This window comes from Larkinella sp. VNQ87 (assembly GCF_049445795.1).
Taxonomy (GTDB): Bacteria; Bacteroidota; Bacteroidia; order Cytophagales; family Spirosomataceae; genus Larkinella.
Genome location: NZ_JBMSDT010000001.1, coordinates 346,184 through 361,951 on the forward strand (window position 1 = coordinate 346,184; position 15,768 = coordinate 361,951).

The 15,768-nt window shown below is 56.5% G+C and carries 13 protein-coding genes and 2 tRNA genes; 10 read left to right on the plus strand and 5 right to left on the minus strand.

The features are described 5' to 3' along the window. Positions 1 to 38 precede the first annotated feature (38 nt). Positions 39 to 1,001, minus strand: coding sequence for a VWA domain-containing protein (locus tag ACO2Q8_RS01435; RefSeq protein WP_423342990.1), 963 nt, complete (start codon positions 999 to 1,001; stop codon positions 39 to 41). Between the two features lie 207 nt (positions 1,002 to 1,208). Here ACO2Q8_RS01435 and ACO2Q8_RS01440 point away from each other — a divergent pair. Both ACO2Q8_RS01440 and ACO2Q8_RS01445 read left to right on the plus strand, forming a co-directional pair. Next, positions 1,209 to 1,296, plus strand: a tRNA-Ser gene (locus tag ACO2Q8_RS01440). 69 nt (positions 1,297 to 1,365) lie between these two features. Beyond that, positions 1,366 to 1,439, plus strand: a tRNA-Pro gene (locus ACO2Q8_RS01445). 179 nt (positions 1,440 to 1,618) lie between these two features. Here ACO2Q8_RS01445 and ACO2Q8_RS01450 read toward each other — a convergent pair. The 3 genes from ACO2Q8_RS01450 to ACO2Q8_RS01460 form a co-directional block, all read right to left on the minus strand. Beyond that, on the minus strand, positions 1,619 to 2,185 hold the full coding sequence (locus ACO2Q8_RS01450) for a DUF4256 domain-containing protein (protein WP_423342991.1): 567 nt from the start codon (positions 2,183 to 2,185) through the stop codon (positions 1,619 to 1,621). An 81-nt stretch (positions 2,186 to 2,266) separates the two neighbouring features. After that, positions 2,267 to 2,425 carry an NAD(P)-binding domain-containing protein gene (locus ACO2Q8_RS01455; RefSeq protein WP_423342992.1) on the minus strand — a complete coding sequence of 53 codons (159 nt, stop codon included), beginning with the start codon at positions 2,423 to 2,425 and terminating at the stop codon, positions 2,267 to 2,269. Positions 2,426 to 2,698: 273 nt separating this feature from the next. Continuing rightward, positions 2,699 to 3,511, minus strand: coding sequence for a DUF2490 domain-containing protein (locus tag ACO2Q8_RS01460; protein WP_423342993.1), 813 nt, complete (start codon positions 3,509 to 3,511; stop codon positions 2,699 to 2,701). A gap of 150 nt (positions 3,512 to 3,661) precedes the next feature. On the opposite strand from ACO2Q8_RS01460, the gene ACO2Q8_RS01465 reads away from it, so the two are divergent. Beyond that, complete coding sequence (locus tag ACO2Q8_RS01465) at positions 3,662 to 4,030, plus strand: hypothetical protein (RefSeq protein WP_423342994.1); 369 nt, start codon at positions 3,662 to 3,664, stop codon at positions 4,028 to 4,030. A 102-nt stretch (positions 4,031 to 4,132) separates the two neighbouring features. Here ACO2Q8_RS01465 and ACO2Q8_RS01470 read toward each other — a convergent pair whose 3' ends face one another. Further along, the gene (locus ACO2Q8_RS01470) at positions 4,133 to 4,510 is read right to left on the minus strand and encodes a hypothetical protein (RefSeq protein ID WP_423342995.1); all 378 of its coding nucleotides are present in this window, start codon (positions 4,508 to 4,510) and stop codon (positions 4,133 to 4,135) included. A gap of 190 nt (positions 4,511 to 4,700) precedes the next feature. On the opposite strand from ACO2Q8_RS01470, the gene ACO2Q8_RS01475 reads away from it, so the two are divergent. The 7 genes from ACO2Q8_RS01475 to ACO2Q8_RS01505 all read left to right on the plus strand — a co-directional run bounded on the left by ACO2Q8_RS01475 (position 4,701) and on the right by ACO2Q8_RS01505 (position 15,620). Then, a complete protein-coding gene (locus ACO2Q8_RS01475) occupies positions 4,701 to 4,889 on the plus strand; it encodes a hypothetical protein (RefSeq protein ID WP_423342996.1) in 189 nt (62 codons plus the stop codon). A 215-nt stretch (positions 4,890 to 5,104) separates the two neighbouring features. Continuing rightward, positions 5,105 to 6,112: an FHA domain-containing protein gene (locus ACO2Q8_RS01480; protein ID WP_423342997.1), complete on the plus strand. Its 1,008-nt coding sequence runs from the start codon at positions 5,105 to 5,107 to the stop codon at positions 6,110 to 6,112. 161 nt (positions 6,113 to 6,273) lie between these two features. Continuing rightward, positions 6,274 to 7,701: a PP2C family protein-serine/threonine phosphatase gene (locus ACO2Q8_RS01485; RefSeq protein WP_423342998.1), complete on the plus strand. Its 1,428-nt coding sequence runs from the start codon at positions 6,274 to 6,276 to the stop codon at positions 7,699 to 7,701. Then, the gene (locus ACO2Q8_RS01490) at positions 7,701 to 9,284 is read left to right on the plus strand and encodes a serine/threonine protein kinase (protein WP_423342999.1); all 1,584 of its coding nucleotides are present in this window, start codon (positions 7,701 to 7,703) and stop codon (positions 9,282 to 9,284) included. Before ACO2Q8_RS01485 ends, ACO2Q8_RS01490 begins: the two co-directional genes overlap by 1 nt. Before the next feature lie 4 nt (positions 9,285 to 9,288). Beyond that, the gene (locus tag ACO2Q8_RS01495) at positions 9,289 to 10,581 is read left to right on the plus strand and encodes a serine/threonine-protein kinase (protein WP_423343000.1); all 1,293 of its coding nucleotides are present in this window, start codon (positions 9,289 to 9,291) and stop codon (positions 10,579 to 10,581) included. 150 nt (positions 10,582 to 10,731) lie between these two features. Then, positions 10,732 to 14,709, plus strand: coding sequence for an FtsW/RodA/SpoVE family cell cycle protein (locus ACO2Q8_RS01500; protein ID WP_423343001.1), 3,978 nt, complete (start codon positions 10,732 to 10,734; stop codon positions 14,707 to 14,709). Between the two features lie 20 nt (positions 14,710 to 14,729). Continuing rightward, positions 14,730 to 15,620 (plus strand): FHA domain-containing protein, encoded by an 891-nt coding sequence (locus tag ACO2Q8_RS01505; protein WP_423343002.1) that lies wholly within the window; start codon positions 14,730 to 14,732, stop codon positions 15,618 to 15,620. Positions 15,621 to 15,768 lie beyond the last annotated feature (148 nt).

Here is a 15,768-nt window from a genome sequence, read left to right on the forward strand (position 1 = left end):
GTAAAAATACGAACACTTTCAAATAACTGGAACGTCGGTTAGAGCTTAAACGTTCGGACGGTTACCAGCAGGTCAATGGCGATCAGGACCAGCGCGGCCAGCAGAAAGTAATAGTATTTATTTGTCGTAACCTGTAGTTTTCGCTGATCGACCAGGCGGTTTTCCAGGTTTTGAATGGCCGCCGTCAGCGGAGTCAGATCGGCCGACGACGACGCCAGTTCGAGGTACGCACCCCGTGTTTCCTGCACAAACTGACGCAGGTAATTCCGGTTCAGGTGGGTATAAATCACGTTGCCATCCCGATCGCGCAGGTTGCCGCGAGCCGTCGGGATGGTCGAGCCGTCTTCCGTGCCGACACCCACCACAAACGTCGAAACGCCGTAGCGCCGAATCTGGGCCGCCAGCGACGGATCGCACTCGCCAAAGTCCTCCCCGTCGGTCAGCAACACCAGCACCTTGGTTTGGCTGATATCCACCGACTCGGCCAGTTGTTTACGCAGCGCCAGCTCGACAGCGGAACAGAGGTTTGTACCCGATTCGGGCACCAGCCGGGTGGTCAGCGACTGAATGAACATCGCCAGTGCGCCCTGGTCGGAGGTAAGCGGAGCGTGCACGAACGCTTCCGTCGAGAAGACCAGCAAGCCGAAGCGGTTACCGGGCAGGGCCTCGACAAGCCGTTTGAGTTCGAATTTAACCTTTTCCAGGCGGGTCGGTGGGATATCGGGGGCATCCATCGATTTCGAAAGGTCTACGGCGATGTAAATATCCTTCCCTTCCGACACCAGTTCTTTTTCCACTACCCCGAATGAAGGACCGAGTAAGGCGATGAGCAGCAGGCTCAGGTAGGCGGTTCGTAAAAAAAATTTGGGGATGGTGGCCCAGGCCGTCGTTCCCAATAACCGGGCGACCCGGAACGTGCGGAAAAAGAAGTAGCCATACAGCAGCCCGAAAACCGCAAGGAACAGATACTCAGTTTGGGTCAGGCTGTAATTCCAGTTCATGCCAACCAATACGGCCACCGTTCGGCCCTGTACCGACGGACGCGGCCCTCGTTCATTTTGCTGCGAAAATAGAGGAAATGATCGGATACCGGACGGGAATCGCGAAAATGCGACGAAAGATTTTTAGAAAAAACCTTGGCGAAACGAACGGAATACCCCTATATTTGTGACCCCAACGACGAGAAGACCGTTCGGTGGGGTTCCTTTGGAGAGGTGCCTGAGTGGCCGAAAGGAGCAGTTTGCTAAACTGTCGTACCCCTAAAGGGTACCGCGGGTTCGAATCCCGCCCTCTCCGCAAAGGAGTTAAGAATTAAGAGTTGGCTGACGCATTCCACTGCGGAGTTTTTTAACTCTTAATTCTCTTCGGGGTGTAGCGTAGCCCGGTATCGCGCCTGGTTTGGGACCAGGAGGTCGTAGGTTCGAATCCTGCCACCCCGACTGCAAAAACCGCCTAAATCACCTGATTTGGGCGGTTTTTTTGTGCCCACCGGTATTTTTGGCAGTATTCAGTATTGGCGACAGATTTGCCCGCGAGTAGTCAGATTCAGGCTACAAGCGGGCGTAGTCAAGGTGGGTGCCGGAAGCATCACCAAACGATTGGCTTCCAGGTACGGTTTTCAAACCCGGAGCACTCCCCGAAATCCCCGGGCCGCGTAGTACGACTCGGCCCCGTTGTGATACACGAAGACATGGCCGTAGCGATAATCCCCAAAAAGAGCACCGCCGAGCTTTCGGATGTCGGCCGGGGTTTGGATCCAACTCGACGTTTTCGTGTCGAAAGTTCCGAGGGTCTGAATCGCCCGGTATTGCGCTTCCGTCAGCATCTCAATGCCCATGTCCCCGGCCATCTGCATGGCGCTATTAGCCGGTTTATTTTCTTTCCGGGCCTCCAGCGCTTCATGATCGTAACAAATGCTTCGGCGGCCCTTCGGGCTCTCCGCCGAACAATCATAAAAAAGAAATTCCCCCGTCCCGGTATCCAGGCCCACCACATCCGGTTCTCCGCCCGTTCGTTCCATTTCCTGCAGCGACCACAGCTTTTCAGCATTAGCTTCCAGCCGGACTTGCACGTCGGCCCATTCCAGACCGGGATGGCGGTTTCGGTTTTTCTCAAACCGGATTTCCAATGTGTAGAGTAGTTCGGCTCGTTGTTCGGTCGGCAACGTCTGCTGGGTTGGTTTCATGGTATTTCTCATTGATGCCTGATTGCTGCGGAACAAAGATGGCCAAAGTAACGGGATGAGTGCTTATTCGATTGTTTATTTTTATCCTGGCCCAAAGTCTTTGCCTATTTTGCCAGCCAGCTTAACCGACTTCTCCGAGAGCGGAAACCGGGCACCCACCAAAACTGTATGCCCGGCCTGAATGAACCGTTGGGCTAAGGCACCGCCCACATTTCCGGAGCCAATGACTGCAATGATCATGGATTGATTTTTGACGCTGTACGTTTGGGTTAAAATGAAGCAATACGATAACGCTCCCAGGACTACTAACCGGGTTTTTGGCAGCCTGAACCAAGGCCGAACGGGTGATCATTCCCCGAGGGCTTCGATAATTGCCCGGGCGGTTTCGGCCCCGCTAAAGTTCTGTTGTCCCGTAATCAGGTTGCCGTCCCGGATGGCAAACCCCCGCCAGAGTCCGGCCTGCACGTAGTTGGCTCCCAGCTTCCGAGGAAAAACCGCCTGAGCAGCCGATTTTCATTTTCCGGTAAAATCCAGATCCCAGCTTACATTCAGTCGAAAACCGTTATTGATTTCAAAAACCGGTTTTCCCGAGCGCGGTTCCGCTTCGGGGTGCTGGCTGATCTGGTTCAGGTAATTCAGTTCCAGCTTCAGATTATCCTGAATCTGGTAGCCCAGCCCGCCCGACAGCCGGTTTTGATTAAAAACGTTCAACCCCACATTACGTCCGAAGCTAATAAAAAGTTCATCGAAAAACGTCAGGTACACCTCGCCATCGTCAATGGTAGCACCGTTGAGCGGCACCTCCCCCGCCAACTGATACCGAACCCGGTTTTGGAACTCCCAGTCGACAATCCGGCGCGGGTTGTCCTCCGCCCCGACGCTCAGCCACCGCTGTTCGAGCCGAAACCGGTGGGTCAGGCCGACCCGCCCCACCTGATCACTGAGCTGGACATCTTCATACGCCCGGTGTTCGGAGGTCGGCACGCCCGCATCCGCCACCGGATACTCGCCGTAGGGAAAGGTAACAAAGTAGGTGTAGCCTGCGCTGACCGCCAGTTGGGCATTTCGTTCGTAAGTTACGCCCACCCGCGCCAGGGACTGCTGCCAGGTCCGGATGAAATTGATTCGGCGCCATTGATACTCGGTATGAATCGCCCAATGCTGGCTAATTTTGTGGTCGCCGTTATACACAAACCAGCCAATCCGATGGTGTTCCAGCACCCGATTCGACTGGGTCATGCCGGTATGCGCCACCAATAGGCTTACTAAAATCGACCAGCCGACTTTCCTCAGGCTGCTGCTGATTGGGGTTGCTTGTTTCTGCATTCCTGCCAGATTAAGAAAGGCTCTAAGGTTCAACCATTCGTTTCCCAATCGGGTTTTGGACCGTACCCTATTTTTTAGCGACTCAAGGCCGGTTTTTCGGGTTAATCCGGTACCGCTTCGGGTTTGGCAGGCGATTAAATGGGAACAACAATGAGGAGAATTGAATTTGGAGTGGCTATGCTTCTGATGGGAATAATGGGTTGCCAAACCGGCCTGCGTGATTTTGATCTGGCCAGCAAACAGTTTGAAGTTAGCTACAACGTCGATTCAACGCAGGGTCTGGACAGCGCCCGGCTGGCGGTTTTGGTTAACACAAAGGCGATCTACAGTTTTACGAAAGGCGGTGAGGGGATAGTTCATACCCAGTTGGGTATGGTTTCACGGGATACAATTTTTCAGTGGAAAGTTCAGGGTGATAGCCTGCTGATCAACCAGGATAAATATGCCGTTGAAAAGCAGGTCAAGGGATTTAAGCTCAAGTCGAACTCGGCAATGCTCATCCTCCGGCAGCAGCCCTGATGTGAGTGTATCAATGAGCTAATGGCTTTAGCGATACCGATTTTGTCCAACTACATGCCCTTCTTTTCCCGAAAAAACCCGGCCGTCAGGCCGGGTTGAAAGTTAACGATGGGTAAAAAAGTTTTCTGAGGAGCGCATCCGATGACCTGGATTTATGTCCGATGCTGCGTTCCGATTGATCTTCAGGGATAAGTTGAGGTCAAAATGTTCTTCAAACAAGTCCTGCAATTCGTGTACATACCGCAGATACCGGCGGGTTTCCACGCAGAGCCAGCAGTTGGTACCCGGAATCAGCCGAACATCGTTCAGCACCCAGGAATGCCCCAGCGAATCGGGTCGAAAGCCGAAAGCACTCAACCAGGTTTTAGACAATCGAATGGGAGCCGGACGAACCGAGGCCATGTCAAGATGTGAATCAGTCAGTAAAACCGGTTCCGTTTGCACATAATAATACCGGTTAGGCTGAGGGTGACGGGGCATAGTGACGGTTAAAGTGGGGTTTTTAAACAAAATTGAGCAGAAATCAGGCCAAACGACGCAGGCTCGGGACAGAGTTAGTAAGTGGTTTCGGAATACTCACCCAAACGGGAACAAATCCTCTTTTTTTCAAACCATCCCACCAACCGGCCGGTTACAACATTCAATCATTAGTACTTTAAACACCACGGTTATGGCAGACAAGGATTTGAAGGAGTATGAAGAAATGCTCGGAGGAGGAGCCGCCGGTGACAAACAAAGCAACGGTCCGCAACACGGTTCGACGGGCGGACGCCGGGGTACGTCCAAAACCAACAGCAGCAAAAGCAGCAAGAGCGGGGGCGGTAATTCGAGCGGCTCAAAAGGCGGGCACAGCAGTTAGACTACATCCGCCGACAAGAATAGTCATAAATCTCTAATACTGATAGTCAGCTGATTAACAAACTTTTCTTGCTTGTTATCCAAGTCCGCCGACGCGTGAAGTTGGCGGACTTGCTGTTTTCCGTGCTTCCTCATCGAACAAGTTTTCCGTCGTCAAACGAAATTGCGGTTTTTAATCGTTACAGTAGGCAGAACCACCCCCAATAGCGCGCTCAGATGGCAGATCAACCCTCCGGCTGGCTTGGCAAACTAGGCAGTCTCTTAGTACCTTCCAGTCAGGCCCAGAACCCGCCGAAAACCACCGTCAGCAACACCCGGATCTTAAACGAGTTGGTCGCTTCGTTCGAAGATTCCATCCAGCGGGAATCCGTCGGCAGCAGTCTGCTGTTCAACGCCCACTTTTTGATCATTCTCCACCCGGAGACTTACGAGGAACGCCAAAACGCCTTTCCGGTCATCGTGAATGAAGCAGTGAATGCTTTCACGGCGATCATTCAAGCGCAGAAATCACACTATGAGCGCATCGCACCGGTAGCGGCAAGCTGGTTTTTCAAATTCGGCGGTGGCCGGGAGTTTGGAGGGGAAGCCATCACGCCGGGGGATCTGAAAGTGGTGGGTGCCCTGACGGGCATTCTGCCGGGCAATTCACCGGCTCCGTCGGTCGACAGCCTGCGCGTGACACGCCGGGTGAAGCAGACAAACCGCTACGAAAAAGTCGATATTGACCCGCATACCTTTCAACACATCGATTTCCGCGAACCGGGCGCGTTTGTCGTCAAGTTTAGCTTTGACACAACTGCCAAAACCGCCCGGCAGCCGCCGACCGTTCCGGACAACGCCACCCGCAACGCTCCGGCACCACTCCGAAACCCCGGCTCCGGTCTGGCCCGGATTGAGTACTACATGGCCGAGCTCAACAAAGAAGACGTTTACACAATGCGTGACCGCGAGATCGTGGTGGCCCGCAAGGAAACCGACAACCAGCATTTCCCGAACTACCTGCTGGTCGAATCCGCCTATGTATCTAACCCGCACGCCCGGATTCGTTTCAACGACGACACCCAGTCGTTTCAGATCACCTCGTTCAGCCGCAACGAAACACGGGTCAACGAGCAGCTTATTCCGCGCAGCGAACCCGCCAGTCCGCAGTGGTTTAACTTGCCCGACAAAGCCCAGATTTTGCTGAACAGCATGGTTACGTTACATTTTCAACGCATTCCCTAAGCCGATGTTCGACGCCCTGCTAGTCATCCTGTTACTGCTGTTTGTGGGTTTTCTCGTCATCAGCCATTTTCGGGATTTACCCCGTTGAGGAAACAACCGCCGGTTTTTCGGGTTGAATTTCCAAGCGGTTTTTAATACCCTGTTCTCCGTTCCCTATCCGAATGAATTCGATGTTAATAGCCGGAAAAACCGACGTGGGTCAACGTCGCAAAGACAACCAGGATACGTTTATCAGCGCTCCGATCTGGTCAGAAACCTGCGCCCTGCTGGCTGCCATCGACGGCGTTGGCGGGTATGCCGGGGGCGACCGGGCGGCTGCCATTGCGAAGGAGTCCATCGAACAGTATATGGCGACGCCCACCGGTGATCCGCTGTCGATGCTGCGTGAAGCGGTGGTGTTTGCCAACAACCAGATCAACACCCAGCGGCAGCAAAACCCGCAACTGGGCCAGATGGCGTGTGTTCTGACCGCCGTGGTGGCCGACGCTCAGGCTAATAGAGCATACTATGTCCATGTGGGCGATACGCGCCTGTACCGGTTTCGGCAGGGAGCGCTCGAAAAACTGACCCACGACCACTCACTCGTCGGCATTCGGGAAGATGCCAACGAGCTGACCGAAGCCGAAGCCATGCAGCACCCGCGCCGGAACGAGATTCTGCGCGACCTCGGCTCACTGACCCACCGGGTCGATGATCCGGATTTTCTGGAGTCGGGCGAAACCGGTTTCGAACCCGGCGACCAACTCCTGCTTTGCAGCGATGGCCTGACCGATATGATTACGCAAGCCCAAATCACAGCGGTTTTCAACCAAAAGCTCTCGCTCGAAGCCCAGGCGACCGAACTGATCCGACTGGCCAATCAGCAGGGCGGCAACGATAACATTACGGTGGTGCTGGCGAAAAACCATTCCAAACCGGCGAACGCGCAGAGTCGAACGGCCCCAAAAATCGTTGCGAGCCAGGTTCCGGCCGAACCGCCGGTTTCTCCGGAAAAAACCGCCAACTCGACGCAACTGCGCAAATCCGGTTCAAACGGTATTTGGGTACTACTCGGCCTGCTATTCCTGGCGGCAATCGGTGGATTGGTGTGGTACCAGTATCAACCCGCCAGCCTGCAGAACGAGGAAAGTCTTGACGAGTTGACCACGGGAACGGCCGGTCAGGTTGTTCCTATCCAAACCTCCCGGCTGGATTCGCTGCTGCGACTCGCTTACGGAACCCCAACGCGGCAACTCGCGCTGCCCGCCGACACCTTCCGGCTGGACAAACCGCTGTTGTTGACCGATTCATTGCTGCGCATTGTGGGCGGACCTGGCCTGACGGTATTGCTTCCTGCCGACACCGCACAGGCTTCCGTCGCCCTGAAAATCACCCGTTCGGGTCCGGTACACCTGGAGAACCTGCTGATCAGCGGTTTTAAAATCGGCATTGAAACCCGCCCGACCACGCCGATTCAACTTTCAAATGTGTATTTTCGTGACGTGGACCAGCCCATCCAAGCCGTGGTTCGGCAGGACACGTTTCGCAATGTTCTTTTTGAGGTTTCGGTACAAAACCGGCCTGAAACGCCCCAACCCACTCGTCCCTGATGGCTACCATTCGATTTGATACCCGATTTCCCGGCTACGAAGTACTGAGCGAACTGGGGCGTAGCAACGCCCGCATCCTCAAAGCGCGTCACCTGGCTACGGGCGATCTGGTGGCGATCAAGCACTTTGCGCTCAATACCGACGACGAAACGCTCCGGCGGTTTCAGCGGGAATCGGCCATCATGACCAGCATCGCCCACCCCAACATCGTCAAGGTTCGCGAAGTGCAACTGGAGGCCGAGCTTCCGTACATCGTCATGGAACTCATCGAGGGCGGAAGCGTTAAGCAACTGATAACGAGCCAAAACCGCATCTCGATTCCGACTACCATCCGGCTGGGACTGCAAATGGCCGAGGCATTCCGGGCCATTCATGCCCAGGGCATCATTCACCGCGACATCAAACCGGAAAACATTCTGTTTCGTCCGTTACCCAGCGGGGAACTGCACTTTCTGCTGACCGACTTCGGTGTTGCCCGCTTGCACGAGCAGTCGACTACGCTCACGGGGCAGTCGCTGATGACCTACGAATACGCGTCGCCCGAACAGTTCAACGACCCGAAAGGACTGACCACCGCAACGGATTATTATTCGCTGGGCGTGGTGCTGTACGAATGCCTGCATGGAAGCGTCCCGTTTGCGCTGGCCGACCACGCGGGCATTGTCACCTTCATGAACAAAGTCCTGAATGATCCCCCACCCGCCCTTACCGTGTCTAGTCAGGATTCGTTGCTCGGTCCATTTGTCGATCTGCTGAAGGCGTTGTTGCAAAAAAAAGCCACCGATCGACTCAGCGATCCCGACGAATTGACGTGGCAATTAAAACAAGCCGAACTGAACTACTTAAAAGCCAGCCGAACCGGTGGCAAGCCAACGGCACCGTCGCCGGTGGTTCAGGTACCGACCGCGTCCCAAACCGCCCAGCCCACCGACCGGCTTCCCGAACCGATTTCGGATTCACCAAAACCGTCTTCTTCATCCGCCCAAAAACCGGCAGGAAATCCCTTAAAGTGGGCAGTTCTGGTCCTGGCTCTGCTACTTGGTGGCGCTGGACTGTATTACGTTTTCCAAAAACCGGGAGCCAAACCATTGTTTCAGCAACCGAGTCCTACCGATACCACCACCGGACAAATCAGCGGGCAGGCCGTGGATGACCAGCAAGCGAATGAAGAATCTGCTTCGGAAGATGAAGACTCGTTGCAGCGGCAAGCTGAAGAAGCTCAACGGCGGGAGCAACTGCGGCAGCAAGCACTGGCCGCCGGAAAATCCCTGAGCGCCGAAGTGATCGACTTTCAGGTAGGGTTTCTGGGTGGCATCAAAAACATTCAGGTAGAACTGACCAACCCAAGCGACCTGAAATTTCCTTCCGTGGCGGTTCAGGTGAGTTATTTCAAAGACAATGGCGGGTTATTCAAAACCGAAAAGGTGTTTTTCAACAACGTAGAACCCAATTCGTCCCGCAGCAAGAAGGCGCCGAACAGCGAGCGGGGCACCCGAGTTTCCTGCAAAGTTCTGAAGTACGATTTTCCCAAAGAGTTGGATTCCCTGATCCGCGTGGTCCCCACTGACTCGTTAAACGACTGAACGGATGCCAACCGAAAGCATCAATACGCATTTTCCTGGTTATGAGATCATCGGCGAAATCGGCCGCTCGAACGCCCGGGTCCTGAAAGCACGACACCTGGCGACGGGCGATCTGGTCGCCATCAAGCATTTTGCCCTCAATACCGATGCTGAAACGCTCCGGCGGTTCCGGCTCGAATCGCAACTGATGACCGACATCCGGCACCCGAACGTGGTCCGGGTTCGGGAAGTAGCACTGGATCTGGCCATGCCTTTTATTGTCATGGAGTGGATCGAAGGAGGCAGTCTTCGTACGCTCTTAACGACGCAGCAACAGCTTGATACGTCGGCCACCATTCGACTGGGGCTGCAAATGGCCGAGGCCTTCAAGGCTATTCACCCGCGCGGGATTATCCACCGGGACATCAAGCCGGAAAACATTCTGTACCGGTTGCTGCCCAGTGGCGAATACCATTTTCTGCTGACGGATTTCGGCGTCGCCCGCTTGCGCGAACAGTCGCAGACCATGACGGGCCAGTCGCTGATGACCTACGAATATGCCTCTCCGGAACAGTTCGACAACCCGCGTGGGGTCGATGTGGCGACGGATTATTATTCGCTGGGCGTCGTGCTGTACGAGTGCATCGCCGGTCGGGTTCCTTTTTCATTAGCCGATAGCGCCGGGATTGCTTCCTTCATGAGTCAGGTGATGAAAACCGATCCGCCGACGCTGTTGCCGCCGGAACAGCCGCTACCGCCCAGTCTGGAAGCTCTGATTAGCTGGCTGCTTACCAAAGATCCTGCCCAGCGCCTGAGCGAAGTCAACGAGTTACGGGTTCTTCTGGGGCAGGCCAATGTGGAACAATGGAAGGTTAACCACCCAGCAGCCGATCGTCCAGCCCCGATCCCGAAACGAACCCTGGCAGCTCCGGCGCCCCTGGCTCCGCCCACCCCATCGGAGGCCCCCATTCCTGAGTACGATGAAGAACCCGTTTCGGGCATGAACTGGACCTGGGTGACGCTGGGCGTAATTGTGGTGGCGATCCTGATTGGCTTTTTCGTTTTTTACCGGAGCCAACCGACCAGCAGCGGTTTTGAAACTGCGTCGGATTCCACCAGCATAGTCACCGATTCGTTGAACGCCGAACCGATGGAGGCAGATACAGCAGCTTCATCGGAGGATTTTTCGGTAGAAGAAACCCCGACGGACTCCACCAAAACCGACACGGAATCCAGCGCAGCAACCGATTCAACAAATCGGAATCCGCCACCGGTGGTTCCGGATTCCATCCGAACCAGCCCGGATTCAACCAATTGATTGTTTACGGTTTTCGGTATACGGTTTACAGTTGCGCTGCGTTTTTCCGTTATCGCTCCGTTGTCACTCGCCTGTGGCGAGTGACAACGGAAAAGCTGAAAACTGTATACTGAAAACCGTAAAATCGTAAACGCCCTCATTCCCCAACGCATGAAACCCCTTCCTGGCCCGTCCGGACGTTTGTACTTGCTGGGAGCAACGCTCCTACTGCTGCTGCTGTTTACCCGGCTGTTCATCAACCTGTTGCCCACGTTAAACCAGGTCGGGCAGTCACTCGCGGATGGACGGGCTTTAACGCTGACAGCGGGGTTAAAACCGGCTGTGATCCAGCGGCTTCTTAACAGCGGCAATTACTACACCGACGCCAAAGACCGGGCGCTGGTGGCCGATTCACTGGCCGTCAAACTGGTCAAAGAAGGGTCACCGGAAAACCTCGGAGCGATCAACAAGCGGGCGTTTTCGGTCCGGGCTCCGCTGGCCTGGCGGAGCCCCGTTGGTGGTGCGGACTTTCAAAACCGGCTGCAATTGTCCCGTCAGCAGATGGGTTTCGACTCGGCGCTGTACGTCCGCGAACTAACCCGTCCCAAACCTTACATGCCCACGTTGACAGTCGGCAGCGGAAACCGCTCCATCACGGGCCGGGTTACGCAGGACGAGCAACCGATCGCGGGCGTGCTGGTGCAACTCAAACGCCATCCGCCCACCGCCCAGCCCGACACCCTACCGGATCGGTATTTTTATACCCGCACCGATGCCGACGGGCAATTTGCCTTCACGGGCCTGAAAACTGATTCCGCCTACAGTGTGGTGCCGCTGAAACCCGGTTTTGAGTTCGGCAGCCGACGCGGTACGAGCCGGTTATCAAGCGATCAGTCGTATTCGTTTGCCACCCGCCCGCACCAGCTCCGGCTCATCGGCTCGGTTGCTTACGGGGCTTTGAAAGCCGATCAGGCCTTCGTCGTCCGGACGCCCACCGCCTTCATGGTTCAGTTCTGGGCCATCGCGGTCTTGTTTTTGCTGGCGTTCTGGCTGGTGCAGGGCTTCTGGACGCTCCGCCGGTTTCAGCCCGACGCGCTATTGCTCCCCATCGTCATGCTGCTCACCGGTATTTCCACGCTAACGCTGCTGGCGATTCAGGACCCGTTGCAGGACACCCTTTACGCCTGGCAGACGTTGCAGGGCGTCGCCCTGGGCCTGCTGGGCCTGACGGTGTTGTCGCAATTGAACATTGGCCGGTTTTACGCCGACTGGCGGTTCGACGGGCTGGTGACCTTCCGAAACCGGTCGTCGGTCCGGCTGGTGGGCTGGACCTGGCTGGTGATTGCCATCGGGCTGGCCGTGCTGACGCTGCTCGTCGGAACGGGGCCGGAAGGCAGTGGCGTCCGGGTCAACCTATCGCTGCCGGGCCTGACGTTTCAGCCGAGCGAAATCACGAAATACCTGCTGCTGCTGTTTTTTGCCGGTTTTTTTGCGGCCAACGAGCAATCCATCCGCGAACTACCCGATTTGCGCTGGCGGTTTTCGGTCAGTTTCGGCGCGCTGGCGGGGGCTGGTTTGATCATGCTGCTGTACCTTCTGCTGGGCGACATGGGCCCGGCGCTGGTCGTTTGCTTCACGTTTTTACTGTTTTACAGCATCGCCCGGGGCAATCTGGCGCTGACCTTAGCCACGGGTATCGGCTACAGCGTGGCGTTGTGGCTATTGCCCGGCTGGCTGGCACTCCTCCTCAGTTTTGGCGCTCTGATCGGTTACCTGTTCTGGCGGGGCGACGCCCGCTCGACGACGGGGCTGGGCTGGGCCGCTTTGTTTACCGAAGCGCCGGTTTTGCTGCTGCTCGTGCTGGCGATGTTTTCCTTCGGGGATTTATTGCCTTACGTGGGAAGCCGCCTGGCCGACCGGAAAGCGATGTGGCTCAGTCCCTGGAACAACGATGTCTACGGGGGCGACCACCTGGCCCACGCCTTCTGGGCCTTGTCGTCCGGCGGCTGGACCGGTCAGGGACTGGGAAAGGGGTTTGCGGCCGCCATGCCAGCCGCCCATACCGACATGATTTTGCCGAGTATCGGCGAAGAACTGGGCGGTATGGGACTGGTGGCGGTTTTTCTGCTGTTCGGCATTCTGCTACACCGGATTTTCCTGCAAGCCCGGCGCGCGGGTCAGCCGTTCAGCTTTTTTCTGGTGGCCGGCATTGCCATCGCCACCGGGGTGCAGTTTCTGATCATTGCGGGCGGTTCCATTGGTCTGCTGCCGCTCACGGGCATCAGCGTACCGTTTTTGAGTTATGGGAAAATATCGCTCATTTTCAACCTGACGGCCCTGGGGGCGGTTTTCAGCGTGGCGCACCGACCCGGCCAACTCAGCCAGCGGCAATACCTCGAAAAACACTACGATGCGGTTTTAATGGCCGGAATCGCCGGTTTTCTGATTGGCGTGCTGGTGCTGATCGGCCGTTTGTTGCCGGTGATTGGCTGGCGGGGCAATGAGTACATCGTGCGGCCGGTGCGGGTCGTGACGCGCACCGGCGATCCGGTGTACAGTTACAATCCACGCATTGAACGGCTGACCCGCGAACTGGCTTCGGGCACGCTGTACGACCGCAACGGACTGGTGCTGGCGAGCAGTTCGCCGGACGTGGTGACGAAACAGGCCAACCGTCTGCGAAAAACCGGTCTCGACGCCGACGCCCTGAACAAACTCACCCAGAAGCGGTTACGGCGCTATTATCCGTTCGGCGAACACCTGTTCTTTTGGGTCGGTGATCTGAATACGCAACTGTTTTGGGGACAAAGCAACGGTTATTTTGCCGAAGCCACCCACTTCAGCGAACTACGCGGGTTTAACAGCCGACCCCGCAAAACGAACCTGGTCACAACCGATTACCGCGCCGACCGCTTCAGCCCTTCGGTGCAACAAAGCCGGACGTTGACGGTTTATGATTACAGTGAACTGGCTCCCGCGCTGCGGGCCGGGATCGACAGCCGCGAGGTTGAACGGCGCAAGGCCCAAAACCGGGATCTGCACCTGAGCCTGAACGCCGAATTGCAGGTGGCCTTGCAAAAAGCGCTGGCCACGTCCGACTACCGCGACTACCGGCTGTCGGTGGTGGTGCTCGACGCGGCTTCGGGCGACGTGCTGGCTTCGGCCCTGCACCCGCTGCCGAACCTGAAAACCCCCGAGCCGATGTTGCTAGCCGATCGCGACCGGATGAAGCTCCCTTACCGCGTCACAGAGCGGGATTTGGGCATGACCTACCCGACCGCGCCGGGTTCGACGGCCAAAATTCTGACCGCGATGGCCGCCTTTAACAAACTGGGCGCATCGGCTTCGGCGGTTAGCTACCCGGTTTCGTGTCAGGAGATCATCCGCCGGGGCACCTACGAGTCGGAGCCCTGCGGGGAATCGGTGGATATGCAGAAAGCCATCGTTCGGTCGAGCAACGTGTACTTTATCCGGCTGGCCAACGACAACGCCCTGGACAACCAACTGGCGGACCTGTACCTGAAAACCGGCATGAACGTCGATTTAATTGGCGGTTATTCGTACACCGATACGCATACGGAAGCCGAACAAACGCAGATTCGTCAACACTGGCGCGACTCGTCGTTTGTGGTGCGCCGGAAGTTGTACCTGAGTAACCGGTATCCCCGGCGCTACCGGGGCGAGTTTTCGGGACTGGCCTGGGGGCAGGGCCAACTAACTTCTACCCCGGCGTCGATGGCCCGTATGGCGTCGGCCATTGCCAACGGGGGCGTGTTGCAACCCTCGCGCTACGTGTTGAACCGGGCCGGAAAACCGCAGCCCATCCCGGCGGGGCAGGCGATCGGCAGACCAGAGTACGCAGAACAGTTGACGGACTTCATGATCCGGCAGTCAAATCCGGCGGGGGGCAACGCCAAAATCAGCGCGGTTCGGGTGGCGGGAAAAACCGGCACTCCCGAACGCATGGTGCTGGGTGAACGGGTGAACGATGGCTGGTACGTGTTTTTTGCCCCCACGCCCAAGGGACGTTCGCACACGGTCGTTTGCGTGCGGATCGAGTTGGGCGATTCGTCGGCCGATGCCGTCCGGTTGGCGAATACCGTGGTAGCCCCTATTTTGCAAAAACGGGGGTATTTAGGTAGTTTTTAATTTAAAACCGCAACCCAATTATGGGCTTTCTGGAAACGCTAAAAAATGCCTTCGGCTTCGGGTCAACGCCTTCGTCGCCGTCGACCCATCTTCCGGTTGAAAACGAGGTCACCCCCATTCCCCCCAAACCGAAACCAGCCGGACCGCCCCCCGCAGCCCAGCGACGGAATCAGGTGATCGGGTTTGTGGTCGAGAAACTGCGGGCGTACCAGAACGAACCGGATACCGCGCCGATGGGCGTCCGGTTGTTGGTGCAGTGCCGGGATGCCGAAGAAGAGCAGGTCTACCGCGTGGCTCTGTGGGCCAGCCAGCCCGGCAAGTTCCGGGACGAACTGAACCGTCAGTTGGCCGACAACTACATTTCATTGCCAAAAGACTGGCGGTTTGAAGTCGACTTTTTTCGCGATGAATTACCTCCCTGCTCCTACCGAGAAGGCAACCTGGGCCTGGCCGTGCAGGATACCAACCGCTCGGACGGGCCGGTTCGCCAGGCCAGCGTCCGGACGTTGGTTGGCCAGACCGAGCAGGCCGAATACCTTCTTGATCCGGCACAAAAGACGCTTTTTACCATCGGGCGCGGGCCGACGACCCAGACGGCTTCGGGCCGGGTGCGGATCAATGATATTGTGGTTCTGGACGACGACGCCCCCGGTTTTGACCCGCAGAAAGGAGCCGGAAACGGGGCCGTCAGCCGGGCTCATGCAACGATCCGGTACAATCCGGGGCAACAGAACTACACGCTTTTGGTCGATCCGGGCGGGCTTCCGGCCAGCGGCAACAAAACGAAGATTTTTCACCCCGACGAAACCGTGGACCGGGCCGACATTGCCGGCATGACCTACCCGCTTCAGCACGGCGACCAGATTGAATTGGGGGGTGCGGTCACGTTATTGTTTGAACTCCTTCCCTGATCAAAAAAATCTACAGGAGTCGAGGATTCGCCCAAACCGGGTCATGTAATTACTGCACCGGTATTATTCCTCCTCACAGAAAACAATGCACTAATTAAAGAACAACTAACACAATTATAATAACCAGCAATAAAGCACCCTTTTGTCT

Excerpts from the sequence above, each read along its gene's own strand:
- ACO2Q8_RS01435 (WP_423342990.1), bottom strand. The coding sequence starts at position 1,001 with ATGAACTGGAATTACAGCCTGACCCAAACTGAGTATCTGTTCCTTGCG.
- ACO2Q8_RS01450 (WP_423342991.1), bottom strand. The coding sequence starts at position 2,185 with ATGAAACCAACCCAGCAGACGTTGCCGACCGAACAACGAGCCGAACTA.
- ACO2Q8_RS01455 (WP_423342992.1), bottom strand. The coding sequence starts at position 2,425 with ATGATCATTGCAGTCATTGGCTCCGGAAATGTGGGCGGTGCCTTAGCC.
- ACO2Q8_RS01460 (WP_423342993.1), bottom strand. The coding sequence starts at position 3,511 with ATGCAGAAACAAGCAACCCCAATCAGCAGCAGCCTGAGGAAAGTCGGC.
- ACO2Q8_RS01465 (WP_423342994.1), top strand. The coding sequence starts at position 3,662 with ATGAGGAGAATTGAATTTGGAGTGGCTATGCTTCTGATGGGAATAATG.
- ACO2Q8_RS01470 (WP_423342995.1), bottom strand. The coding sequence starts at position 4,510 with ATGCCCCGTCACCCTCAGCCTAACCGGTATTATTATGTGCAAACGGAA.
- ACO2Q8_RS01475 (WP_423342996.1), top strand. The coding sequence starts at position 4,701 with ATGGCAGACAAGGATTTGAAGGAGTATGAAGAAATGCTCGGAGGAGGA.
- ACO2Q8_RS01480 (WP_423342997.1), top strand. The coding sequence starts at position 5,105 with ATGGCAGATCAACCCTCCGGCTGGCTTGGCAAACTAGGCAGTCTCTTA.
- ACO2Q8_RS01485 (WP_423342998.1), top strand. The coding sequence starts at position 6,274 with ATGAATTCGATGTTAATAGCCGGAAAAACCGACGTGGGTCAACGTCGC.
- ACO2Q8_RS01490 (WP_423342999.1), top strand. The coding sequence starts at position 7,701 with ATGGCTACCATTCGATTTGATACCCGATTTCCCGGCTACGAAGTACTG.
- ACO2Q8_RS01495 (WP_423343000.1), top strand. The coding sequence starts at position 9,289 with ATGCCAACCGAAAGCATCAATACGCATTTTCCTGGTTATGAGATCATC.
- ACO2Q8_RS01500 (WP_423343001.1), top strand. The coding sequence starts at position 10,732 with ATGAAACCCCTTCCTGGCCCGTCCGGACGTTTGTACTTGCTGGGAGCA.
- ACO2Q8_RS01505 (WP_423343002.1), top strand. The coding sequence starts at position 14,730 with ATGGGCTTTCTGGAAACGCTAAAAAATGCCTTCGGCTTCGGGTCAACG.